The 23,697-nt window shown below is 62.0% G+C and carries 19 protein-coding genes; 10 read left to right on the forward strand and 9 right to left on the reverse strand.

Annotated elements, in window-relative coordinates:
- Positions 1 to 488: 488 nt before the first annotated feature.
- Together CD175_RS05495 and CD175_RS05500 are read right to left on the reverse strand one after the other, a co-directional pair.
- Positions 489 to 1,826 carry a lysine N(6)-hydroxylase/L-ornithine N(5)-oxygenase family protein gene (locus CD175_RS05495; RefSeq protein ID WP_104447985.1) on the reverse strand — a complete coding sequence of 446 codons (1,338 nt, stop codon included), beginning with the start codon at positions 1,824 to 1,826 and terminating at the stop codon, positions 489 to 491.
- A 148-nt stretch (positions 1,827 to 1,974) separates the two neighbouring features.
- Entirely contained in the window at positions 1,975 to 2,457 is a 483-nt protein-coding gene (locus CD175_RS05500; RefSeq protein WP_104447986.1) for a sigma-70 family RNA polymerase sigma factor, read from the reverse strand.
- Positions 2,458 to 2,730: 273 nt separating this feature from the next.
- On the opposite strand from CD175_RS05500, the gene CD175_RS05505 reads away from it, so the two are divergent.
- Genes CD175_RS05505 through CD175_RS05515 form a run of 3 tightly spaced genes read left to right on the forward strand, consistent with a single transcriptional unit; the run spans position 2,731 to position 7,279 of the window.
- Positions 2,731 to 3,903, forward strand: coding sequence for an efflux RND transporter periplasmic adaptor subunit (locus CD175_RS05505; RefSeq protein WP_104447987.1), 1,173 nt, complete (start codon positions 2,731 to 2,733; stop codon positions 3,901 to 3,903).
- Positions 3,904 to 5,877 carry a MacB family efflux pump subunit gene (locus CD175_RS05510; RefSeq protein WP_104447988.1) on the forward strand — a complete coding sequence of 658 codons (1,974 nt, stop codon included), beginning with the start codon at positions 3,904 to 3,906 and terminating at the stop codon, positions 5,875 to 5,877.
- Between the two features lie 7 nt (positions 5,878 to 5,884).
- Positions 5,885 to 7,279: an efflux transporter outer membrane subunit gene (locus CD175_RS05515; RefSeq protein WP_104447989.1), complete on the forward strand. Its 1,395-nt coding sequence runs from the start codon at positions 5,885 to 5,887 to the stop codon at positions 7,277 to 7,279.
- Between the two features lie 132 nt (positions 7,280 to 7,411).
- Here the strand turns inward: CD175_RS05515 and pvdP are convergent, their stop codons facing one another.
- Positions 7,412 to 9,031 (reverse strand): pyoverdine maturation tyrosinase PvdP, encoded by a 1,620-nt coding sequence (gene pvdP, locus CD175_RS05520; RefSeq protein WP_104447990.1) that lies wholly within the window; start codon positions 9,029 to 9,031, stop codon positions 7,412 to 7,414.
- Between the two features lie 246 nt (positions 9,032 to 9,277).
- On the opposite strand from pvdP, the gene pvdM reads away from it, so the two are divergent.
- From pvdM to CD175_RS05550, 6 genes are all read left to right on the forward strand, one after another.
- Positions 9,278 to 10,627 (forward strand): pyoverdine-tailoring dipeptidase-like protein PvdM, encoded by a 1,350-nt coding sequence (gene pvdM / locus CD175_RS05525; RefSeq protein WP_104447991.1) that lies wholly within the window; start codon positions 9,278 to 9,280, stop codon positions 10,625 to 10,627.
- A 31-nt stretch (positions 10,628 to 10,658) separates the two neighbouring features.
- Positions 10,659 to 11,939, forward strand: coding sequence for a pyoverdine-tailoring periplasmic protein PvdN (pvdN, locus tag CD175_RS05530; protein WP_104447992.1), 1,281 nt, complete (start codon positions 10,659 to 10,661; stop codon positions 11,937 to 11,939).
- Positions 11,940 to 11,968: 29 nt separating this feature from the next.
- The gene (gene pvdO / locus CD175_RS05535) at positions 11,969 to 12,853 is read left to right on the forward strand and encodes a dihydropyoverdine dehydrogenase (RefSeq protein ID WP_104447993.1); all 885 of its coding nucleotides are present in this window, start codon (positions 11,969 to 11,971) and stop codon (positions 12,851 to 12,853) included.
- A 211-nt stretch (positions 12,854 to 13,064) separates the two neighbouring features.
- A complete protein-coding gene (locus tag CD175_RS05540; protein WP_104447994.1) occupies positions 13,065 to 14,714 on the forward strand; it encodes a cyclic peptide export ABC transporter in 1,650 nt (549 codons plus the stop codon).
- 127 nt (positions 14,715 to 14,841) lie between these two features.
- Positions 14,842 to 17,259, forward strand: a complete 2,418-nt coding sequence (locus tag CD175_RS05545) for a TonB-dependent siderophore receptor (RefSeq protein ID WP_104447995.1) — start codon at positions 14,842 to 14,844, stop codon at positions 17,257 to 17,259.
- 257 nt (positions 17,260 to 17,516) lie between these two features.
- A complete protein-coding gene (locus CD175_RS05550; RefSeq protein ID WP_104447996.1) occupies positions 17,517 to 19,130 on the forward strand; it encodes a diguanylate cyclase in 1,614 nt (537 codons plus the stop codon).
- A gap of 41 nt (positions 19,131 to 19,171) precedes the next feature.
- Here CD175_RS05550 and CD175_RS05555 read toward each other — a convergent pair whose 3' ends face one another.
- The 5 genes from CD175_RS05555 to CD175_RS05575 all read right to left on the reverse strand — a co-directional run bounded on the left by CD175_RS05555 (position 19,172) and on the right by CD175_RS05575 (position 21,619).
- A complete protein-coding gene (locus tag CD175_RS05555; RefSeq protein WP_104447997.1) occupies positions 19,172 to 19,450 on the reverse strand; it encodes a hypothetical protein in 279 nt (92 codons plus the stop codon).
- 91 nt (positions 19,451 to 19,541) lie between these two features.
- On the reverse strand, positions 19,542 to 20,048 hold the full coding sequence (locus tag CD175_RS05560; protein ID WP_104447998.1) for a PaaI family thioesterase: 507 nt from the start codon (positions 20,046 to 20,048) through the stop codon (positions 19,542 to 19,544).
- Positions 20,049 to 20,244: 196 nt separating this feature from the next.
- The gene (locus CD175_RS05565) at positions 20,245 to 20,697 is read right to left on the reverse strand and encodes a hypothetical protein (RefSeq protein WP_104447999.1); all 453 of its coding nucleotides are present in this window, start codon (positions 20,695 to 20,697) and stop codon (positions 20,245 to 20,247) included.
- Positions 20,698 to 20,705: 8 nt separating this feature from the next.
- Positions 20,706 to 21,161, reverse strand: coding sequence for a GNAT family N-acetyltransferase (locus CD175_RS05570; protein ID WP_104448082.1), 456 nt, complete (start codon positions 21,159 to 21,161; stop codon positions 20,706 to 20,708).
- Between the two features lie 50 nt (positions 21,162 to 21,211).
- Complete coding sequence (locus tag CD175_RS05575; RefSeq protein WP_104448000.1) at positions 21,212 to 21,619, reverse strand: VOC family protein; 408 nt, start codon at positions 21,617 to 21,619, stop codon at positions 21,212 to 21,214.
- Between the two features lie 583 nt (positions 21,620 to 22,202).
- Here CD175_RS05575 and CD175_RS05580 point away from each other — a divergent pair.
- Entirely contained in the window at positions 22,203 to 22,550 is a 348-nt protein-coding gene (locus CD175_RS05580) for a DUF6124 family protein (RefSeq protein WP_104448001.1), read from the forward strand.
- A gap of 159 nt (positions 22,551 to 22,709) precedes the next feature.
- On the opposite strand, the gene CD175_RS05585 is transcribed toward CD175_RS05580, so the two are convergent.
- Entirely contained in the window at positions 22,710 to 23,675 is a 966-nt protein-coding gene (locus CD175_RS05585; RefSeq protein ID WP_104448002.1) for an alpha/beta hydrolase, read from the reverse strand.
- Positions 23,676 to 23,697: the final 22 nt, after the last annotated feature.

The following is a 23,697-nucleotide window of genomic DNA, read 5'->3' on the forward strand; positions in this document are numbered from 1 at the left end:
GCCTGGCGCGCCGGTCACGAATGACAGGCGTGTCGATAGAGCGGCGGCCACGACAAAAAAATCGAAACCACGCACTGTTCAGTGTCGATGAGAGGGTCGTCGAGACACGACCGGGACTGGCCATGATCAGGATGCCGCTGCTCGCTTGTCGGCGAGACAACGGCACAGGAGACTGCGCGTTATCTTGCCGAGAAAATGCCGGTTACCGAGACCGGCCGACAACTGTCACTCGAACAAGTACCCACTGTGGGTCTCCGTAATGGATGAAAACGCGCGAAGCTTACGCCCCGATGTTTGGAGAGTAAACCCGTTACAAAGTCTTGCAGGGGGAAACGCGGGGTTCTTCAGGAAGGGTTCAGGATTGAGGGTTTTGGGTGATTTCAATGGCCCCTTCGCGAGCAGGCTCGCTCCCACAGTAGTCCTGTGAACACAGGTCCATTGTGGGAGCGAGCCTGCTCGCGAAGGCGGCCTGTCAGGCGCCGAAAAACTTAGCTCGCGGTCGCCAACAACAGATCCACCACCGACCGCCCATGCCCGCGATGCTTGCCATGCTCATACAAAGAGCCGGCAATCTCATCGGCACGGATCGGCAGGATCGACAGCAAGGTGTCGCTCAGCCCGTGGCTGGCCTGGCAGAAGCCCTGCATATAGAGGCCGGCCTTGCAGCGCTCGTCGGTGATCAGTTTGTAGTTGCGGTCGACTTCAAAGTCACCGAGGTACTCTTCCAGCGGCGCCAGCAGCTTGCGGTGCATCTGCCGCTCGTAACCGGTGGCCAGGACCACGGCGTCGTAGTGACGCACCGAGACTTCACCGGTGGCGTTGTTGCGCAGCAACAGTTCGACGCCGCGTTCGTTGGCGGTGGCCTTTTCGATCGTGGTCAGGGTATGGAACGCATGACGGGCGATCCCCGAGACCTTCTGCCGATAGAAGATGCCGTAGATGCGCTGGATCAGATCGATGTCCACCACCGAGTAGTTGGTGTTGTGGTACTCGTTGACCAGGCGCTCGCGCTCGCTGTCGGGCTGCTGGAACACCAGGTCGGTGAACTCCGGCGAGAACACTTCGTTGACGAAGGGGCTGTCGTCGGCCGGCTTGAGTGCCGAGCCGCGCAGGATCATGTCCACCTGCACCGACGGGAAGCTGTCGTTCAAATCGATGAAGGCCTCGGCGGCGCTCTGCCCGCCACCGATGATCGCAATGCTCATCGGCTGGTTGTTCACGCACGGCTGCTTGGCCATCTGCGCCAGGTACTGGGAATGGTGGAACACCCGGCCGTCATCCTTGAGCGCCTTGAACACTTCGGGAATACGCGGCGTGCCACCGGCGCTGACCACCACCGAACGGGTGGTGCGTATCTGTTGATGGCCGCTCGCATCGCGGGAAATCACCCGCAATGCCTCGACCTGGTGGTTGTGCAGCACCGGCTCGATGGTCAGCACTTCTTCGCCGTAACGGCTTTGCGCCGTGAACTGCCCGGCAACCCAGCGCAGGTAGTCGTTGTACTCCATGCGGCATGGATAGAAGGTGCCCAGGTTGATGAAGTCCACCAGGCGCCCGTGGGCCTTGAGGTAATTGACGAACGAATAAGGACTGGTCGGGTTGCGCAGGGTCACCAGGTCCTTGAGGAAGGAAATCTGCAACTCGCTCTGGGTCACCAGGGTGTTGCCGTGCCAGCGGTAGTCGGCCTGCTTGTCGAGAAACAGCACATCCAGGTTGCCCTGGCTCGCCCCGCGCTCTTGCAGCGCGATGGCCAGTGCCAGGTTCGACGGGCCGAAACCGACGCCGATCAGGTCGTGAACGAGGGGCGATGCAATTGCCTGTGTCATTTCCAGTGTCCTCTGGATGTTCCCCGCAACAGCGGGGCATTGAACCTAAGTGACCTGACAGGCCTTGGGCCGCACAACAGGTCGTCTGTTGAGTAGGAACGAGGACAATGGAACAAAATTTAGCGGGGCTGGATGAATCCCGGGGGGATCAGTGGCCTTCCCACTGACGCATCCGCGCACGGCAATGCTTCATGGCGTTGACGATGTGCTTTTCCACCAGCGCACGGGAAATGCCCAGTTGCCCGGCGATTTCCAGATGGGACAGGCCATCGATCTTGCGCAACAGAAAACTCTCGCGGCACAGCCGTGGCAGTTCCGCCAGGGCACGCTGGAGCATATCCAGGCGCTCGCCGTGATCGAGGACCTTGTGCGGTGAAGGCGTGAAGCAGCTTTCTTCGCTGTCGAGTACGTCCAGCGGCTCGGTGCGACGCAAGGCGTTGCGCCGATGGTCATCGACGACCAGGTTGAGGGCGGTGCGATAAAGGAATGCCCGGGGCTGCTCGATCGGTGTATCGCTGGAACGCTCCAGGACCCGCAGGTAAGCGTCATGCACCACATCTTCAGCCACCTGACGGTTGCCCAGCCTGGCGTTCAGGAAACACACCAGCTCGCGATAGTAGTTTTCCAACATGACTCCCGTCCGCACGGGGGTGCGGTTGCTGTCCTTGAGCCGTCTCGGCGACCGCTGGAACACGCAGTGGCACGATAGTGGCAGTTTGAGAGGTGTAATTTATAGTAATTCTCATATAGATTTAAAGTATTGCTTCACCTCGCCCGATAAATAGTCCCCCCCGTAGGTGTTACGTCGTGTGTCTGGGGCTAAATTCCCGGGGGCTTTCATCGTCCTAAGGACAGCTCCCCGTCTCTGCCCGGACGGGCCGATTTCCCAAGGCCGGAACCCTGCATGAAACGCCCCCGACAGACCCGACGCGCCCTGCTTGCAGCACTTTGTCTGATCCCCGTGGTGGCCGTCGCCGCCTGGCAGTTCATCCCACCGGGCCGCGACCAGTTCACCACCGTCCAGGTCAGCCGTGCCGACATTGAAAGCAGCGTCACCGCCCTGGGCACCCTGCAACCGCGACGCTATGTCGACGTCGGCGCCCAGGCCTCCGGGCAAATCCACAAGATCCACGTGGAAGTCGGCGACCGGGTCAAGGAAGGCCAGTTGCTGGTGGAAATCGACCCGTCCACGCAACAGGCCAAACTCGATGCCGGACGCTTCTCCATCGAAAACCTCAAGGCGCAGCTGCAGGAGCAGCGGGCGCAACACGAACTGGCCCGGCAGAAATACCAGCGCCAGCAGAACCTCGCCGCTGGCGGCGCCACCCGCGAAGAAGACGTGCAGACCGCCCAGGCCGAACTGCGCGTGACCCAGGCGCGCATCGACATGTTCCAGGCGCAGATCCGCCAGGCCGAAGCCAGCCTGCGCAGCGATCAGGCGGAGCTCGGCTACACGCGGATTTATGCACCGATGGCCGGCACAGTGGTCGCGCTGGATGCCCGCGAGGGCCAGACCCTCAACGCCCAGCAGCAGACACCGCTGATCCTGCGCATCGCCAAGCTGTCGCCGATGACCGTGTGGGCCGAGGTCTCGGAGGCCGACATCGGCCACGTCAAACCCGGCATGCACGCCTGGTTCACCACCCTGAGCGGCGGCACCCGGCGCTGGACCAGCACCGTGCGGCAAATCCTCCCCGTGCCGCCCAAGCCCCTGGACCAGACCAGCCAGGGCGGTGGCAGCCCCGCCAGCACCAGCAAAAGCGGGAGTGCCCGCGTGGTGCTGTACACCGTGCTGCTGGACGTCGACAACGCCGACAACGCGCTGATGGCGGAAATGACCACCCAGGTGTTCTTCGTCGCCAACCAGGCGCAGAACGTCCTCACCGCACCCATCGCCGCCCTGCAAGCCGGCGCGCAGCCAGACCTGCAGACCGCGCAAGTGGTCGCCAAAAACGGCAGCATCGAACAGCGCAACGTGCGCACCGGCATCAGTGACCGCCTGCGGGTGCAGATCCTCGACGGCCTGCAAGAAGGCGATCACCTGTTGATCGGCCCGGTCGACGGGAGTGGCGGCTGAATGCAGACGCCCCTGATCGAACTTTCGGACATCCGCAAAGCCTACGGCGGTGGCGACGCGCCTGAAGTTCACGTATTGCGCGGCATCGATCTGTCGATCCATGCCGGCGAGTTCGTGGCGATTGTCGGCGCCTCCGGTTCCGGCAAGTCGACGCTGATGAACATCCTCGGCTGCCTAGACCGTCCGACCTCAGGCGAGTACCGTTTCGCCGGGGAAAACGTCGCCGCCCTCGACAGCGACGAACTGGCCTGGCTGCGGCGCGAAGCCTTCGGGTTTGTGTTCCAGGGCTACCACCTGATTCCATCCGGCTCGGCCCAGGAAAACGTCGAGATGCCGGCGATCTACGCAGGCACCCCGGCCGCCGAACGCCACGCCCGCGCCGCCGCCCTGCTCGACCGCCTCGGCCTGGCTTCGCGCACCGGCAACCGCCCCCATCAGCTCTCCGGCGGCCAGCAGCAACGGGTGTCGATCGCCCGTGCGCTGATGAACGGCGGTCACATCATCCTTGCCGACGAACCCACCGGCGCCCTCGACAGCCACAGCGGCGCCGAGGTCATGAGCCTGCTCGACGAGCTGGCGAGCCAGGGCCACGTGGTGATCCTCATCACCCACGACCGCGAAGTGGCGGCCCGGGCCAAACGCATCATCGAGATCCGCGACGGCCTGATCATCAGTGACAGCGCCGCTGAAAACCCGACCGCGCAAAACTCGGCCAACCCGGGTGCGCTACAAGCCGTCGACCTGCGCAAGCGCTTGAGTGAAGGCGCTGAAGCCACCGGCGCCTGGAAAGGCGAATTGGTCGATGCCGTGCACGCGGCGTGGCGGGTAATGTGGATCAACAAGTTCCGCACCGCGCTGACCCTGCTCGGGATCATCATCGGCGTCGCCTCGGTGGTGGTCATGCTGGCCGTGGGTGAAGGCAGCAAGCGCCAGGTGATGGCGCAGATGGGCGCGTTCGGTTCCAACATCATTTACCTCAGCGGCTCGGCGCCCAATCCGCGCACGCCGATGGGCATCATCACCCTCGACGAGGTCGCGGCGATCGCCAGCTTGCCCCAGGTGATGCGGATCATGCCGGTCAACGGCCAGGAGGCCGGAGTGCGTTTCGGCAACCTTGATCACATGAGCTATGTCGGTGGCAACGACACCAACTTCCCGGCGATCTTCAACTGGCCGGTGGTCGAAGGCAGCTACTTCACCCACGCCGATGAACAGAACGCCGCGGCGGTCGCGGTGATCGGGCACAAGGTGCGGACCAAGTTGCTCAAGGACGTGGCCAACCCCATCGGCCAGTACATCCTGATCGAAAACGTACCCTTCCAGGTGGTCGGCGTACTCGCCGAAAAAGGCGCCAGCTCCGGCGACTCCGACAGCGACGACCGCATTGCCATCCCCTACTCCGCCGCCAGTGTGCGCCTGTTCGGCACGCACAATCCCGAGTACATCGCCATCGCCGCCGACGACGCGCGCAAGGTCAAGGAAACCGAAAAGGCCATCGAGCAATTGATGCTGCGCCTGCACGACGGCAAGCACGACTTCGAACTGACCAACAATGCCGCGATGATCCAGGCCGAGGCTCGCACGCAAAACACCCTGTCGCTGATGCTCGGTTCGATTGCCGCCATTTCGCTGCTGGTGGGCGGGATCGGCGTGATGAACATCATGCTCATGACTGTGCGCGAACGTACCCGCGAAATCGGCATCCGCATGGCCACCGGCGCACGCCAGCGCGACATTCTGCGCCAGTTCCTCACCGAGGCGGTGATGCTGTCGGTGGTGGGCGGCCTCACCGGCATCGCCCTGGCGCTGATCGTCGGTGGCGTGCTGATTTTCAGCGAAGTGGCTGTCGCATTCTCCCTGATAGCGGTGCTGGGTGCCTTCGGCTGCGCCCTGGTCACCGGTGTTGTTTTCGGCTTTATGCCGGCCCGCAAAGCTGCCCGACTCGACCCGGTCACAGCCCTTACCAGTGAATGATCGATTGATGAAGCCGCCACTCAGTGTGTTAACCCTGTGCCTGTTGCTCAGTGCCTGCGGCACCCCGGCCCAGCGCCCCGACAGCGGCATCCAGCCGCCGGCCACCTGGCAATCGCCACATACCGCAGGCGCTGTCCATGACAACCAGCGATGGTGGAACCGCTTCGGCAGCCCGCAACTGGGTCGCCTGATCGAACAGGCGCGGCTCGGCAGTTACGATTTGGCCGCCGCCATTGCCAGAGTGCACCAGGCCCAGGCCGACACGGTCATCGCCGGCGGCTCGCAACTGCCGGAGGTCAAGGCCGCGGCCAATGCCAATCGCCAGAAGCTGATGCGGGGCAACGGCTACAGTCAGCTCGATGCCGACAGCGATAACAACGCCGTCGACTACTTCAATGCGAACCTGGTGGCCAGCTACGAAATCGATTTCTGGGGCGGCCAGCGAGCCAGCCGCGACAGTGCGCAATTCAGTCTGAACGCCAGCGAGTTCGATCAGGCCACCGTGGAGTTGACCTTGCTCAGCGGCGTGGCCAACAGTTACGCGCAAGCCTTGTCGCTGCAGGAACAGAGCCGCATCGCCGAGTTGAACCTGGCCAATGCGCAAAACGTGCTGAAACTGGTGCAGACCCGCTTCGATTCGGGCTCGGCCACGGCCCTTGAACTCGCGCAGCAAAAAAGCCTGGTGGCGGCGCAGCAACGCCAGCTGCCGCTAGTGCGGCAACAGGCCGAGGAGGCGCGAATCAGCCTCGCCGCCCTGCTCGGCCGTCCGGTGCAGGCACTGTCGCTGGGTCAGGAACGCTTCGATCAACTAACCTGGCCCGCTATCGACGCCGGGGTGCCCAGCCAGTTGCTCAGCCGCCGTCCGGACATTGCCCGGGCCGAGGCGCAACTGGCTGCCGCCCAGGCCGACGTCACCGTCGCCCGGGCCGCGATGCTGCCCACCGTGACCCTCACCACCGAAATCGGCTCCGGTGCCGACCGGGCCGACGATATTCTGCGCAGCCCCTTCTACAACCTCACCGCCGGGCTGCTTGCGCCGGTGTTCAACAACGGCCGCCTCGGTGCCCAGCGCGACAAGGCCACGGCGCGCCAGCAAGAACTGCTGGAGACCTATCGCGGCGCGATCATCAACGGCTTCGCCGACGTCGAAAAAGCCCTCAACAGCATTCGCGGGCTCGATGAACAGCGCGGGTGGCAGAGTGAAGAACTGAGCCAGGCACAGACCGCGTTCAACATCGCGCAAAGCCGTTACCAGGCCGGGGCCGAGGATTTGCTGACGGTCCTGGAAACCCAACGCACGCTGTATGCGGCGCAGGATTTGAATGTGCAACTGCGCTTGTCGCGGATGCAGGCGAGCATTGCGTTGTACAAGGCATTGGGTGGGGGGTGGCAGGTTCTGTAGTTTTTGTCGTCAGTGAGTACGCCTTCGCGAGCAGGCTCGCTCCCACAATGGATCTTCAGTGAGCACAGAATTTGTGTACGACCAAGATCTAGTGTGGGAGCGAGCCTGCTCGCGAAGAACGATAACGCGGTATCAAGCCTGGTTCTGCTTAGCCTTCAGATTTCGCGCATACCACGGCCGCTGCGGCACCTTGCGGAACAAATCCTTCAGCTTCTTCTCGTCCTCGCCAAAGGTGATGCGCAACGCCAGCTTCATGGTTTCCGGGTCCATTTCCACTGACTTGCCCGCCTGCAACCCCGGTGTGGTGCTGCAGCCATGGGTGACCGGGCCGAGCCACGGGTCATCGATTTCGACCCAGCGCCCCGGCGCAAACCAGGGCACTCCATTGACCTGCAGCCGACTGACCTGCCCTGGGTGGAAGCGTTCATGGGCGCGGAACCAGTCCTCCAGACGATCGTCGATCCAGCCGTGGAAATGCCAGAACACCGGGTTCACATGGGAGGAAAACGGGTCGCCCAAGAAGTCGTTTTCCGCAGCGAACCAGCGCGCGGAAAAATCTGCCGGATCACGGGCAAAGGGCACCGGCTGACCGTTCGATGGATCACGCGGCACCGAAGCCCAGCGCATGTGCAGCCAGTCGTGCAGGCCCAGTTCAACCTCCGAGCCGAACTGGCCGAGGGTCAGCGTCGACAGGTAACGCGGATCACGGTAGCGCGATTCCCAGACCTGGAAATTGCTGTGATACGTATCGCCGGTCTTGATGTCACTGACCCATTGCGTGTACTCGTCATCGTCCTCGGCCACCCAGGTTGGCGGCAGTGCGGTGCCGTCGTGGTTGTCGAAGTACCGGGCGAAGCCGGGCCGGTCCCGCGCCAGCTCCGGTTGCGGCAACGGGAAGTGCGTCCAGGACGGCAAGTCCTGCATCGAACGCGCCGTGCCGAGCATGTGCCGGTGCATGAAGAAAAAGTCCACGCCCGAACCGTTGCGATCCTTGCGCGCACCTCGGCCATCGCGCTCCCTGTCTCGCGGACCGGGTTGCCAACCGAGCCCGCGCAGGGCGCCGCGCTGGTCTTCGGACAGCTTGTGCCACTTGTCCCGGGAGGCATGCCAGAGCTGGTGAAACAGACGGTGCTCCGGCGATACCAGCCAGGCCAGCAGGGCCGGATTGAGGCCGGTGCGTTCGCGCGCTTCAGGGAACACCTGTTTGACGGCAATGAAACGATTGTCCTGGGCCGTCAGCATCAGCGGGCGCTTGAGGTCCAGCACGCGCCCACTGAGACTGCCGCTGCCGGCGTTACCGAAACCGGCCCAGACCTCATCCAGGGTCATGTCGAACTCGTACTCGCAACAGCCGCTGGCGCCCAGCAGTCGCCAACCGAGCTGCTTCGGGTTGGCCTCGGACAGATCGCCGAGCACCCGGTAACGGGGCTCCTCGGCGGAGCGCAAACGCTCGGCGGTGTCGAAGAAACCGACGACGCCACGACCTTTGTGACCGATGTCGAGAAAGACCTCCAGCCCCTCCAAGGGCAAGCCTTCGATACCGGCGTCACGCCCTTCGAACCGAATCTGCCAGACCCCGCGCAAGGCGTCCGCCAACCGCTGGCCGGCCACGTCCGCCACGTCGAACGAGGCTTCGTCCGGGGTGATCGTCGGGTCCGGTTTGGTCAGTTCGCGATGCCCGTAGTACGCCGCAGGCACGGCGGCACCGGTCAGCGCCAGACCCGCGAGGAACCATCGTCGAGAAATCGTCATTGCCCTACCTGTGTCAGCCATGGAGCAGGCTTTATCCAAGCTAGAACGATTGTTGCATCCGGAAATTTATGGCGCCCCCAAAAGATCGCAGCCTTCGGCAGCTCCTACATGGGCCCCACCTGTAGGAGCTGCCGAAGGCTGCGATCTTTTTGGATCAACCTAAATTCCATGGCCAGCCACTCGTTCCCCCCAGATAGCAAAGGCCCCCGCGCCTGATCCCCGACGGCGAACCTGACTGAGACGGCAATGACAAAACCACGTTCGAAAAAGGCTCTTTTCATCGGCTTGCCGCTGGCCCTGGCGATCAGCGCGGGGGCAGGCTTCGGGGCTTGGGACTACTGGCTCAGGGACAATCCCGGCTACCCGGTGAAGGTGATGAAACAGGCCGATCAGCTGCAGGAGCGTATCCTCTCGTTCGACAGCCACATCACCGTACCGATGGACTTCGGCACCGCCGGCAACGAAGTCGACAAGGACGGCGAAGGCCAGTTCGACCTGGTCAAGACCGGACGCGGGCGCCTGTCCGGGGCGGCGCTGACGATTTTCGGCTGGCCGGAAATCTGGAACGGCCCCAACGCGCCCCATCGCCCGACCGCCGGTTTCGTCGACGAGGCCCGACACGAGCAGGAAACCCGCTACAAGATCATCAGCGCGATGGTGCGCGACTTCCCCCATCAAGTCGCCATCGCCTACACCCCCGACGACTTCCGTCGCCTGCACGGCGAAGGCAAGTTCGCGATTTTCATCAGCATGCTCAACGCCTACCCGCTGGGCAATGACCTCAACGCCCTGGACAAGTGGGCGGCGCGCGGCATGCGCATGTTCGGCTTCAGCTACGTGGGCAACAACGCCTGGGCCGACTCGTCGCGGCCCCTGCCGTTCTTCAATGATTCGCGGGACGCCCTCGGCGGGCTGTCGGACATCGGCAAGCAAGCGGTGCAGCGTCTCAATGACCTGGGCGTGATCATCGATGTGTCGCAGATGTCGACCAAGGCCCTGGAGCAGGTCGCGCACCTGAGCCGCACGCCGATGGTCGCCTCGCACTCGGCGCCGCGGGCCCTGGTGGACATCCCGCGCAACCTCAGCGATGCGGAAATGCAGTTGATCAAGAACAGCGGCGGCGTGGTGCAGATTGTCGGTTTCCCGACCTACATCCGCCCGCTGAGCCAGGCCACCCAGGACAAGCTCAACGACCTGCGCGCGCGCTTCGACCTGCAACCGCTGCAAGGCCTGGAGATGGCGCTGATGCCGGGTGACCCGGTGATCACCGTCTGGCCCGAGCAGCGTTTCGGCGAATACGCCAGCCAGCTCTATTCGATCCTCGACGAGGAACCCAAGGCCAGCCTCAAGGATTACGGCGACGCGATCGATTACGCCGTGAAAAAAATCGGCATCGACCACGTCGGCATCAGTTCCGACTTCAACGATGGCGGCGGTCTCGACGGCTGGAAAGACGTCAGTGAAGCCCGCAACGTGACCGCCGAACTGATCAGCCGCGGCTACAGCGAGGCCGACATCGCCAAGCTCTGGGGCGGCAATTTCCTGCGGGTCTGGGACCAGGTGCAAAAGTCCTCCCGGCCCGTGGTCCAGAACTGATTTTTCCTTTTTGCCATAGCGAACCGAACCCATGACCAACCGTCGTTCATTCCTCAAGCAGGCCGGCATTCTGGCGGCCGGCATTCCCCTGGCCTCGGCCGTGAACCTGCCGGCACTGGCCGCTGCCCCGGCGCCCTTGCCCAAGGACAAATGGGACCAGTTGCGTCAGCTGTTCACACAGGACCCGAACTACCTGCACTTCGCCAATTTCCTGGTGACCTCGCACCCGCGTCCGGTGCGTGAAGCCATCGAGATGCACCGCGCCAACCTCGATCGCAACCCCGGCCTGGCCATGGACTGGCATCGCGGCGAAACCGAACGCCGCGAAGAAGAGGTGCGCGTCTGGGCCGGGCGCTATCTGAAAGCCAAACCGTCGCAGATCGCCCTGACCGGCAGCACCACCGAAGGCCTGGCGATGATCTACGCCGGCATCCACGTGCGCCCGGACCAGGAAATCCTCACCAGCGATCACGAGCACTACGCCGCCAACAGCGTGTTCGAATACCGCACCCAGAAGGACGGCACCCAGGTTCGCAAGATCAAATTGTTCGAGGACCCGTACAAGGTCTCGACCGCCGAAGTGCTGGCCGCGATTGAACGCAACATCCGCCCCGAGACCCGCGTACTGGGCATGACCTGGGTGCACTCCGGCAGCGGCGTGAAGCTGCCCATCGGCGAGATCGGCAAACTGGTGGAAGAGAAAAACCGTGGCCGCAAGGACAAGGACCGCATCCTCTACGTCATCGATGGCGTCCACGGCTTCGGCGTGGAGAACGTCGACTTCCCGGACATGCACTGCGATTTCTTCATCGCCGGCACCCACAAATGGATGTTCGGCCCACGGGGCACCGGGATCATCTGCGCCCGTTCCGACGAGCTCAAGGACGTGACGCCGACCATCCCGACCTTCTCCGAAGCCACGCAATTTTCCACGGTGATGACCTACGGCGGCTATCACTCGTTCGAACACCGCTGGGCATTGACCGAAGCCTTCAAGTTGCACCTGGACCTGGGCAAGGCCGAGGTCGCGGCACGCATCCACGACATCAACAGCTACCTGAAAAAACGCTTGCAGCAGCATCCGTCGGTGGAGCTGGTGACGCCACTGTCACCGGAATATTCCGCCGGTTTCACCTTCTTCCGCATCAAGAACCGCGACTGCGAAGAAGTCGCCAATTACCTGATGGATCAGCGCGTGGTGTGCGATGCCGTGGACCGTGATGTCGGGCCGATCATTCGAGTGTCGCCGGGGTTGCTCAATACCGAAGCGCACATCGACAGGTTGATGGAACTGATGGCCAGCCGGCTCTGACCCACCGCTTTCAAGCAGCGAGAACTCGTATGAAAAGCCCCCTCAAAAACCTCGGCGCCCTGATCCTGCTGGGATTGCTCGGCAGTACCGTGCCAGGCTTGGCCCAGGCCTATACGGCGCCATTACCGGGCAAAGTGTTCAAGGATTGTCGTGACTGCCCGGAAATGGTCGTGTTGCCCGCCGGCACCTTCACCATGGGCACCCCGGACAACGAAGTCGGCCGCGAGCCAGATGAAGGCCCGATGCATGAGGTGACGTTCGACAAACCCTTCGCCATGAGCCGCTACCAGATCACCGCCGGCGAATGGAACCAATACATGAAGGAAACCGGCATTACCCTGCCCGATGGCGACCCCCGCCCCGGCCGCGCGTGCAGCAACGGCAAGCCGAGCTACCCCCAGGGCCCGCGCCAGCCGGCGGTGTGCATGAACTTCGCCGAGGTCAGTGCCTACGTCGCCTGGCTGTCGATGAAAACCGGCCAGCACTACCACATCGTCAGCGAAGCCCAGCGCGAGTACGCGGCCCGTGGCGGATCGACGGGCGCGTTCCCCTTCCCGTTCGACCCCGGCACCGAGTACAGCATCGCCACCCACGCCAACACCTACGGCCCGACCGACGGCTATAGCTACAGCTCGCCGGTCGGCAGCTACCCAGCGAATGCCTTTGGCCTATATGACATGCACGGCAACGTCTACGAGTGGATCGCCGACTGCTACCACCCGGACTACGTCGGCGCGCCCACCGACGGCAGCGCCTGGACCGAGCCCGACTGCGACACCCTGCGCATCCGTGGCAACGACTGGGGCGAAGCACCGGTGTTTTCCCGTTCGGGCAACCGCAACGACATCGACCCGCAGACCCGTGGCGACTGGATTGGATTCCGCGTGGTACGCGACCTGACGCCCAACCTCTGAGCCCTTCCACACCCCCTGTGGGAGCGAGCTTGCTCGCGAAGGCGTCGTGTCAGCCAACATAAAATTTTCTGACCCGCCGCTTTCGCGAGCAAGCTCGCTCCCACAGGGGTTTATGTAACTCCCCAGCCACCAGTCGCCCCGCCTTTAAATTAAGCCCTCCATCAGACGTTCTACTGGGTATCTGCCTCAAGACCCAAGGAACCCTCTGCTCATGACTCAGCCAACGCGCGGTGCAATTCATGAATTGTTCAGCCTCCTGAAACCGTTCCGGCTCGTCGTCAGTCTGTCGATCCTCCTGGGCATGGTCGGCGGCCTGAGCGTGACGGTGCTGCTGGCCACCATCAACAACGCGCTGCATTCGCCGGACGGCCTGACCCAAGGCGTGGTCGCGCTGTTCGGCGGCCTGTGCCTGCTGGCCCTGGGCAGTTCGATCTGTTCGGACATCGGCACCAACTACGTCGGCCAGCACATCATTGCCAAACTGCGCAAAGAGCTGGGGGAAAAAGTGCTGTCGGCGCCCATCGAGCAGATCGAGCGCTACCGCAGCCACCGGCTGATCCCGGTGCTGACCCACGACGTCGACACCATCAGCGACTTCGCCTTCGCCTTCGCGCCGCTCGCCATTTCCCTGACCGTGACCCTCGGCTGCATGGGTTACCTGGCGATGCTGTCGTGGCCGATGTTCCTGATGATGGTGCTGGCGATTGTCATCGGCACCGGCATCCAGTTCTATGCGCAGGGCAAGGGTATCCAAGGTTTCATGGCCGCCCGCGACGCCGAAGACGAATTGCAGAAGCACTACAACGCCATTGCCGGCGGCGCCAAGGAATTGCGCATCCACCGTCCGCGCCGCCAGCGCATGTTCGTCAAGGGCATCCAGGGCACCGCCGATTTCATCTGCGACACCCAGGTACGTTCGATCAACACCTTCGTGATCGCCAAGACCCTCGGCTCGATGCTGTTCTTCGTGGTCATCGGCCTGGCATTGGCCCTGCAATCCTTCTGGCCCAGCGCCGACAAAGCGGTGATGAGCGGATTCGTGCTGGTGCTGCTGTACATGAAAGGCCCGATCGAGCACCTGGTCAGCACCTTGCCGATCGTGAGCCGGGCGCGCATCGCCTTCCGCCGCATCGCCGAACTGTCGAGCCGGTTTTCCTCGCCGGAACCGCACCTGCTGCTCAACGACCAAGGCACCCCGCCGGCTGTGGTCAACAGCCTGCAACTGAACAATGTCAGCTACGCCTTCCCCGCCGCACCGGGCAGCGACGCGTTTCGCCTGGGCCCGGTGAACCTGAGCATCGCGCAAGGCGACATCATTTTCATCGTCGGCGAAAACGGCTGCGGCAAGACCACGCTGATCAAGTTGCTGCTGGGCCTCTACGCCCCGCAACACGGCGAAATCCTGCTCAACGGCCAAGGCATCGACGCACACAATCGAGACGACTACCGCCAGTTGTTCACCACGATCTTTGCCGACTACTACCTGTTCGATGACGTGGTGCAGGGTGACCAGCACATCCCCGAAGATGCCAATGCCTACCTGCAACGCCTGGAAATTGCCCACAAGGTCAGTGTCAGGGACGGCAGTTTCACCACCACCGACCTGTCCACCGGCCAGCGCAAGCGCCTGGCGCTGGTCAATGCCTGGCTGGAAGAACGCCCGGTGCTGGTGTTCGACGAATGGGCCGCCGACCAGGACCCGACCTTCCGCCGCATCTTCTACACCGAGCTGCTGCCGGACCTCAAGCGCCTGGGCAAGACCATCATCGTCATCTCTCACGACGACCGCTATTTCGACATGGCCGATCAACTGGTGCGCATGGAGTCGGGCCGGGTCATCACCGAGCGCGCGACCGCCTGACAACGGTGGTTGCACGCAGGTTGTTGTTTTTTTGAAGTTTGTTTTCCGGTTTAGGCAAAGTGGCCCGTCTAATAATAATTATCATTAACTAAAAAACTGCACACACCCTTCTGGAGCGATTCGAGCAATGCAAAGCCTTACTCTGTCCCGCGCACCCTTGGCATTAGCCATCGATCGGCAAAAGAAATTCCGAACGGTCGTGCCGGGTGCGCTGTTGACCCTGTTGCTGCTGGGCACTTCCCAGGTCGAGGCGGCCCCGGTGAACGTCAATGTGCCGGCCCAATCGCTGGCCAGTGCATTGCGCGAACTGGGCCAGCAGACCAACCTGCAGATTCTCTACAGCCAGGACATGGTCAACGGCATCAAGTCCACGGCGGTGTCTGGCAACATGGAACCGGAACAGGCACTGAAAACCTTGCTGCTGGGGAGCGGCATCAATTTTCAGTTGAATGGCAACACCGTGTCGCTGGTGCCAGCGGTCGGTGACTCCAGTGCATTGCAGCTGGGTGCGACGTCCATCACCGGCGTGGCGTTGGGCCCGACCACCGAAGGCACGCATTCCTACACCAGCGATGAAGTGACCATCGGCAAAGGCAACATCAAGGTCAAGGACATCCCGCAGTCGGTGTCCGTCGTCACGCGCCAGCGCATGGACGACCAGAACATGAACAGCCTGCAGGACGCCATGCGCCAGGTCACCGGCGTGACCATCAAGACCTACAACTCCGGCTCCAGCCTCAACGACGTCTACATGCGCGGCTTCCTCGTCGACCAGGTGCAGGTCGACGGCGTCTCGCAACCCACCGGCCAGGGCGACATGGCCACCAGTTTCGACCTGGCGATGTACGACCGCGTCGAAGTGCTGCGTGGTCCGTCGGGCCTGTACCAGGGCGCAGGCGAACCCGGCGGTACGATCAACGTGGTGCGCAAGCGCGCCCTGGGCAAATTCGCCCTCGGTGGCGAACTGGCCGCTGGCTCCTACGATCACTACCGTTCCATGGTCGATGTCACCGGCCCGCTGAACGACCAGGGCACCGTGCGCGGTCGTTTCATCACCGCCTACGAGAACAACCAGTCCTTCGTCGACTACGCGCAGAACGAACGCCCGATGGTCTACGGTCGCCTGGAATTCGACCTCGACCCGTCCACCACATTGTCTGTCGGCGGCGCTTACCAGAAGAACAACTCCACCCCGGCGTTCGGCTTGCCGGCCTATGCCGACGGCACGTTGCTGGACGTTCCGCGCTCGACCTTCGTCGACGCCAAGTGGAACACCCTGAACGAGAAGGTCTGGGAATCCTTTGCCGAAGTTGATCACGCACTGGACAACGGCGGTCAGTTCAAGACCACCCTGACCTATCGCGATGCCGAAACCCCGGAGCGTAACTTCACCTGGGCCGACGGCGCGGTCGACCCTGCCACCGGTGACAGCTGGGCCGTGGCCTACGACTACTACACCCACATCAAGACCATCGGCGTCGACAGTTTCGTCACCACGCCCTTCGAGTTCGCCGATCGCCGCCACGAGTTCACCCTGGGCGCCGAGTACCAGCACCTGGACAAGGACTTCACCTACGGCGGCGGCGAGTACTTCCCGATCAACGTGTGGGATCCGGGCAGCATCGACATTCCCCGCAACGACTATGCGCACGTCAACGGCAACTGGTCCAAGTCCGACCAGTACGGTGTCTATACCCGTGCGAAGTTCAACGTCACCGACTGGCTCGACGTCATCGGCGGCAGCCGTGTGACCTGGTACGAAGCCGACGCGAAGAACGCCAACGCCTTCTTCAACAACTTCGGCGAAGCCCACACCAGCATCAATCGCAAGGTCGTGCCGTACGGTGCCATCATCGGCAAGATTACCCCGGAACTGTCGACCTACTTCAGCTACACCGGCGTGTTCAAACCGCAGAGCGAAATCGGCACGGACGGCCAGCCGGTCGGCCCGCGCGAAGGCAAGCAGTACGAGATCGGCCTCAAGCGCGAGTTCTACGACGGTCGCCTGAACGCCAGCCTCGCGGCCTTTCGCATCTACGATGAAAACCGCGCCGAATACGACAACAGCTCCGGTGCCTACATGACCGAAGGCAAGGCACGCAGCGAAGGTTGGGAAACCGAGCTGAGCGGCAACCTGACCGAAAACTGGAGCATCGTCACCGGTTACGCCTACACCTCCACCAAGTTCCTGGATGGCGACGCGACCAACAAAGGCAAGACCTTCAGCACCATCACGCCCAAACACAACTTCAACCTGTGGACCAAGTACGAGTTCACCGACGGTCCGCTCAAGGATTTCAGCGTCGGCGGTGGCGTGCGGGCGGTCAGCGACACTTACTACCAGCGTGACGTGAAGTTCCAGCAAGGCGGCTATGCCATCACCACGGCGCAGGTCGGCTACAAGTTCAACGAAAACCTGTCGTCAACACTGACCGCCAACAACCTGTTCGACCGCAAGTACTACGACCGCGTCGATGCCTCCTGGGGCACCAACTTCTACGGCGACCCGCGCACCGTGACCCTGAGCCTGCGCGCGCAGTACTGATTGCCGGCAGCTATTGCCTGTCAGCCGAGGCGCAGAACCTGTGGGAGCGAGCTTGCTCGCGATGACGATTGCACAGTCAACATCATCGTTGACTGACATTGCGCTATCGCGAGCAAGCTCGCTCCCACAGAAGTTGCAGCGGCCAAAGCCTTGCCCGGTTCTGTTTTCTGTGGTGTGCATGTGACAACTCGGCGCTCTCTGCCTATCCTGCAAGGCAGTCTTTGCCCCCCTCACAACACACCATTCATGGATCGAAAATGGCGACGCCAGCGGATGACCCCAACAGCGCCATCAACGAACAAGGTAGCCGCGCGAAGCTGTCCAGGCCCCTGCCCATCGACCTGCGCGGGCTGATTCTTTTCTTCGTCCTGCTGTCGGTCCTCGCGACGCTGTGCAACAGCCTCTACGTCGCTTACCGGGTGCAGCGTCAGTCCCTGATCCATACGACGCTTGAGGCCAACGCAGCCTATGCCGCAAAAGTCGCTTCCAGCATCGGTGAGTTCCTGAACTCGGCGCACAGTCGCTTGAACTACAGTGCCACGACCCTCGGCCAGCACTGGAACGACCCCGAAGTGCTGCGCAAAGAAGCCATCCGCCTGCAAGCCCAGGATGCCGACTTCAACTCCATTGCCATTGTGGATGCGACAGGCAAAGTCCTGCAGGCCTATCCGGATACCTCGCAGATTGTCGGCGCCACGTTGACGTCGGAGGGCATCCAGCAGGCGCTCAAGGAACGTCGTCCATCGGTCAGCGCCGCTTACGTTTCCGCGGCGGGCAACCTGGTGGTGTTCATTTCACAACCGGTTTTCAACCCGTCAGGGGAGTTCCTCGGCGTCGTCGGCGGCTCAGTCTACCTGCTCAAGCAAAGCACCTTTCATACGATCATCAGCCGTCACTTCCATCACGAAGGGACCTTTGCGTTCATCGCTGACGGTAATCGGCGGCTGCTGTATCACCCGGACCAGAAGCGCATCGGTGAGGTCCTGGGCTGGAGCCTGACGGTCGATGCGGCCTTGCGCGGCGAACGTGGCTCCCTGGAAGGCCCGAACTACAAGGGTGTGCCCATGCTCGCCGGTTTTGCCCAGGTGCCGGACGCCAACTGGGCGGTTGTCGCCCAACAACCCCGGGACCTCAGCCTGGCGCCGCTTGGGCAACTCATGCGCGACATGGTCCTGGACATGATCCCTGCCGGGCTGTTGGGTCTGGGGCTGATTTTGCTCGGGACCACACTGATCGCCCGCCCGTTGCGCCAGTTATCGGCAGCCGCCGACCAGTTGGCCGCCCCGCAAACGACCGAGCAACTGCGGCAAGTCCATGCCTGGTACCGCGACGCATCGGCCATTCGCCAGGCCATGCTGACCGGTGTGCAGTTGCTTCAGCAAAAGCTTGGCCAGCTCAGCCACGAAGCACAAAGCGATCCCCTGACCGGCCTGGCCAATCGAAGGGCCATGGGCGGCGTACTGGATCTGCTGGCAAAAACCGGGCAAGCCTATTCGGTGCTGGCGCTGGATATCGATCACTTCAAAAAGGTCAACGACACCTTCGGGCATGACGCCGGTGATGTGGCCCTGAAATCAGTCGCTGACATACTCAAGCAGAACTCCCGGACCGGCGACCTCGCCTGCCGCGCCGGTGGTGAAGAGTTTGCGCTGATCCTTCCGGATACGCCGCTGGATACCGCCAGGGTCATTGCCGAACGGATACGCGAGCACATCGCGCAGACCGAGGTGCCGCAGGTGGGAAGGCTGACGATGTCCATCGGCGTGGCTTGCCGGAATGCGGACACCCCGATGCCCGAGAGCGTACTGAAGCTGGCCGATGAACGTCTCTATCTGGCCAAGCAGAGCGGGCGCAACCGGGTGATGGCGTAGACGTCGCGTAATGGCCGGGAAAAACCGGTCGATTCAGGCCGTCACTGCGTGGGCTCCTTTACTTCGTCCTTCGAACCACTTGAGGTCGCGGCATCCTTTTGCGCCGCTTGCGAATCGGCACCGGAGTTTGAGCCCGCGGCCTCCTCGCCCTTCTTGTCAGCCTTCTCGTCTTTGGATTCAGCAACCTGCGGCTGGTTGATGCCAGGAACGGCAGCAGGCGGGACAGCGGAACCCGCCGTCGCGCTCTCGGCGACCAGCGCAAAAAAAGAACCCGTCGACAGCAGGCCCGCAGCCATGAGTGCGAGCATTTTCCTGTTCATTATTTGGGTCTCCCCGGTGAGGTGTAAAACCTTGGAAGACCCGGCATCGGGAAAGGTGCTGGCTCGCTGACGAACGGCGAAGGCGCCGGGGTCAGGAACCGACCTTGCTGTCGTGCGCGGCAGCCCGGAGTTGCTCGGTATCGACGCGGACAAACGTGGAGTCCCCGACAGCGGTCAGGACATCCCCGGCGAAAATCTCACAGATGACGCGACTTTTGCGCCCGACATCACCCTCGACTCTTGCCCGCAATGTCAGACGTACGCCCATCGGGGTGGGCTTGATGTACTTGATGCCCAGGTTACCGGTGACGCAGGTGACGTGGGGCAAACTGCCCACTTCGCGCTGTTCGGCGCGGTAGTGATAAGCCATCGCGGCCCAGTTGGAGTGGCAATCGACCAGCATCGCGATCAAACCGCCGTAAACCAGACCCGGCCAGCCGCAATACTTGTCATCGGGCATATGCTCGGCCATGACATGCACCCCGTCTTCATGCCAGAAGCTCTTGATGTGCAGCCCGTGCGGGTTCTGGCTGCCGCAGCCATAACAAACGCCTTCAGGCGCGGCGATGTCTTGAAGCGAAATGTCCTGCGTGGTCATGGCGTGTTCATCCTAGTAGCAGGTGGTTCAAAGCGGGTCAGGTCGCACCGGATCGCAACGGCTGATCAATAAGGAGGAGACGCTTTTCTCTTTCCCGGCGGGAGTGAACGGCGGGTAGCATCGGGCCGATGTCGATATTACATAGCCGATACGCGATGCGGAAGATAGCTCGGCAACCCCCTCCGTGGCTTGAGAACTATTCCTTCAGGCGTGAGAATTGCTGAACCACAAATGCTCCTACGGTGACCGCGCAGGCTACCCACGCACACGCCACCTGCCAATGCCTGAAAGGGCCGAGTACATCCCCCATCAGAAAACCGGTCGAAAGCAGAAACATAAACAATGGAATGGCCGCCAGGATGACACGTGGAATCGCCATGCCCCACCGCCACCAGGCACCAGGTGCAAAGCGCCGCGCGCCCCAACGAGTCAACACGGTCAGCCCCGCCAGCAAAGGGGCAAAAATAATCAGCAGCAGCGGAAAGATGTAGAGCGTCAACGTGAGTTCGACTTCCCCGCCATCCTCGCCGGGCGTGTAGAAACTTTCCACCCAGATGTCCCTGCACAGGGCGGCGGTGAGATAAATGACGGCGACTGGGGCGATGGGGAATATCAGGCAACTGATGAGGTTTTTTCTAAAAGTTCGCATCGGCTATGTCACTCCACCAACGACTTCATATGCGTGGCGAAATCATCCTGTATCGGCTGGAACCCGCAGCGAAGGTAAAAGGCAGCGCCTTCGGGTGTGTCCGTGGACAGTCGCACAACGCGGAAATGCCTGGACGCCAGTTCCAGCAGTTGCTGCACCAACGCTTTGCCCACATTCTGGCCCCTTGATGCACGTGCGACGTAGACCCGCCGTAATCGCCCTACATCCGATTCGGCAAATTGGTCTGACGAAAGACCGCCTATGGCAACCAGCCGCCCGTTGCGAAACGCCCCGAAAAGACACTCACCCTGCTGATCGAATCGATTGGCACCGCTTTCCCATTCCTCGATCAACCGGGAGAGGAACCTGAAGCCCTCTGCAACGGCCTCCGTTTCCAACTCCCGGAGTTGCGGCGTAATCCCTGAGATTTCAAGTATCGCCAATTGCTCTGTTGGTGTGACCACTTGCAGGTTACTGCCAGACTTATCTGCCTGGTTCGCTTCGCGCCCGGCTTTCAAGACTCACTCTCGGTAGCGTTTACGGGTGTGCACAGCTCAACCAGCGTTCCGTCAGGGCATCGAACGTAAGACACGGTTTGCCCCCAGGGCTTGGCAGTCGGGGCAGCTATTTCGCTAGCGCCTGCTCGGATCGCTTTGGCATGGGCCGCGGGGACATCCTCGGTTACCAGCCCGACTTCGATGCCTAACGGTTTGAGGGATGAGTGCGCCGGGACATGACCGGTGCTGAAGTTCGATGCGGCCAGTTCATCGGCGGCGAATGCCAGCGCGGTTTCGCCGGTTTCCAGTTCGCCATAAGTGCCTGACTCATGGAGGAATCGAACGCTGAGCCCGAAGGCCGATGAGAAGAACTTGAGAGAGGCCTCTACATCCTTGACGTAGATGATCAGGTAGCCAAATTTCATGAACGAACACTCCTTGTCGTGCCAATCGGGCGATGAATTTAGCAGTTTTGAGTGAAGTGTCGAGGGACTGCTTTTTTTGGTTCTTCACGCAGTACCTGTAGGAGCAGCCGGTCGACGCTCGATTGCTGGCGATGTTCTCAAGTGCGCCGCGTTTATCCAGTTCTCACGCGTCATCGTTAACGACCATCGCTGCGATGCGGCGACCCGACAAGCCAGCTCCTACAGGTATTGCGTTATCCGTGTTAAGCGGCCTACAGGTTACTTCATGAAAGCCACAACGCCTTGCGTCGTTGCCTACAGGTACGCCAGAATCCGCCGGCTTGTGCGCCTTGGGGGTGGTCGGTAACTTGGTTCGGGTCACTGATTGTCAGTGATCGGGTTTAGTAGCCCGTCTTACCATCCAAAATCGGTTGCATAAGCGTCCTTCAATCAGGTGTCCGCCTGCATTTGATGGTGGCTGTGTGCATGGCGCCTTCGGGTGCGCCGGATTTGGGTGGTAATCCGGTCTACTAACTTGCGCACAGCCGCCACCCTTCCGTTTAGTAGCGAGACAGGTGCGGCTCAACTGAGAGGTTTACCATCCATGTTCAAGCCCACACCCAATCCGCCGGATTCCGACCCGGCCTCCCCACACGAAAGTCCCGAATCAAGACAAGTCCACGAAACCGCCGAATGCGCCTTCGATCCAGGCCCCAACATCATGGCCACCCCGCGCACACTCAGTACCATGTTCATCGTGAACCCCGAACTCAGTACCGAAACCCTGTTGGTGCACGCTTGTGAGTCGTTGGCGTCGGCCAATGTCATGGCCAACGATCTGGTGGATCATTTACAGGGGACAAGTCGCAATGCGCTGTTGGGGATTGCGCAGGTGATCATGCTGGGGGAACTGGCGGTGAATCGGGCGCTGGATCGGCTTGATCCGCCCTGACCACAATATCCAGATCACCGATAGACCTGTGGGAGCGAGCTTGCTCGCGATGGCGTTGGGTCAGACACATAGATGTTGAATGTACGACCGCTATCGCGAGCAAGCTCGCTCCCACAGGGGTTGTGCTTAACTGATCGACCTCAGGGCAATTCCCACAAATCAGACCAGGCTTTCGCTGATCTGCGCCGCCAGTTGCACCAGCATCCCCGGCACTTCCTGGACCATTTCGCCCATGCGCGCAAAGTCGTGGGTCATGCCGGCCTTCACCTCCAGCGCCAAGGGTTGCCCTGCGGCCCGCAGTTTTTCGGCCCAGGCCAAACCTTCATCGAGCAATGGATCGTACTCGGCCAGCCACAGCACCGTCGGCGTCAGGCTTTCCACGCGCTCGGTGTACAGCGGTGAAAAACGCCAGTCGGCACGATCCGCTTCGCTGCATTGGTACTGCTGGTAGAACCATTCCAGCGTGGTGGCTTCCAGCAGATAGCCTTCGGCGAATCGCGCCAGGGACGGGCGTTCTTTAACCGCGTCGATCACCGGGTACAGCAACACTTGCAGGCGCGGCACCAGCGGCCATCCCAGCGGGTCCTGGGCCATGGCGATGCACAGCGATGCCACCAGGCTGCCGCCGACGCTATCCCCTGCCAGCGCAATGCGCCTCGCGTCCAGTCCCAAGGCTTGGGCACCGGTAACAGCCAGCCAACGCGTTACGTCTTCGGCATCGTTGTAAGCGGTGGGGAAACGGTGTTCCGGCGCCAGCCGATAGTCCGCCGACAACACGGCAAATTCTCCTGCCAGCGCCAGACGCCGGCACAGGGTGTCGTGGGAATCGAGGCTGCCCACCACGTAGCCGCCGCCATGGAAGTACAACAACACCGGGCGTGGCTCGTTGTGCGGTTGCGGTTTGGCGTACAGCCGCGCATTGAGCACATGCCCGTCCCGCGCTGGAAGGCTGACCGCCGTCACCGTCAATGCACCCGTCGGGGTGGCATCGAGCAACTGCGACGTCTGTTCGAATTGCTGTCGGGCTTCGCCAGGCGTCAGCTCGTGCATGGGTTGGCTTTTGCCGCTGAGGCGGCCGAACTCGGCCAGTTCCAGAAAACCTTCGATGTCCGGGTGCAGTGCCATGGGCGGTAGTCTCCAAAAAATA

This window comes from Pseudomonas laurylsulfatiphila (assembly GCF_002934665.1).
Classification (GTDB): domain Bacteria; phylum Pseudomonadota; class Gammaproteobacteria; order Pseudomonadales; family Pseudomonadaceae; genus Aquipseudomonas; species Aquipseudomonas laurylsulfatiphila.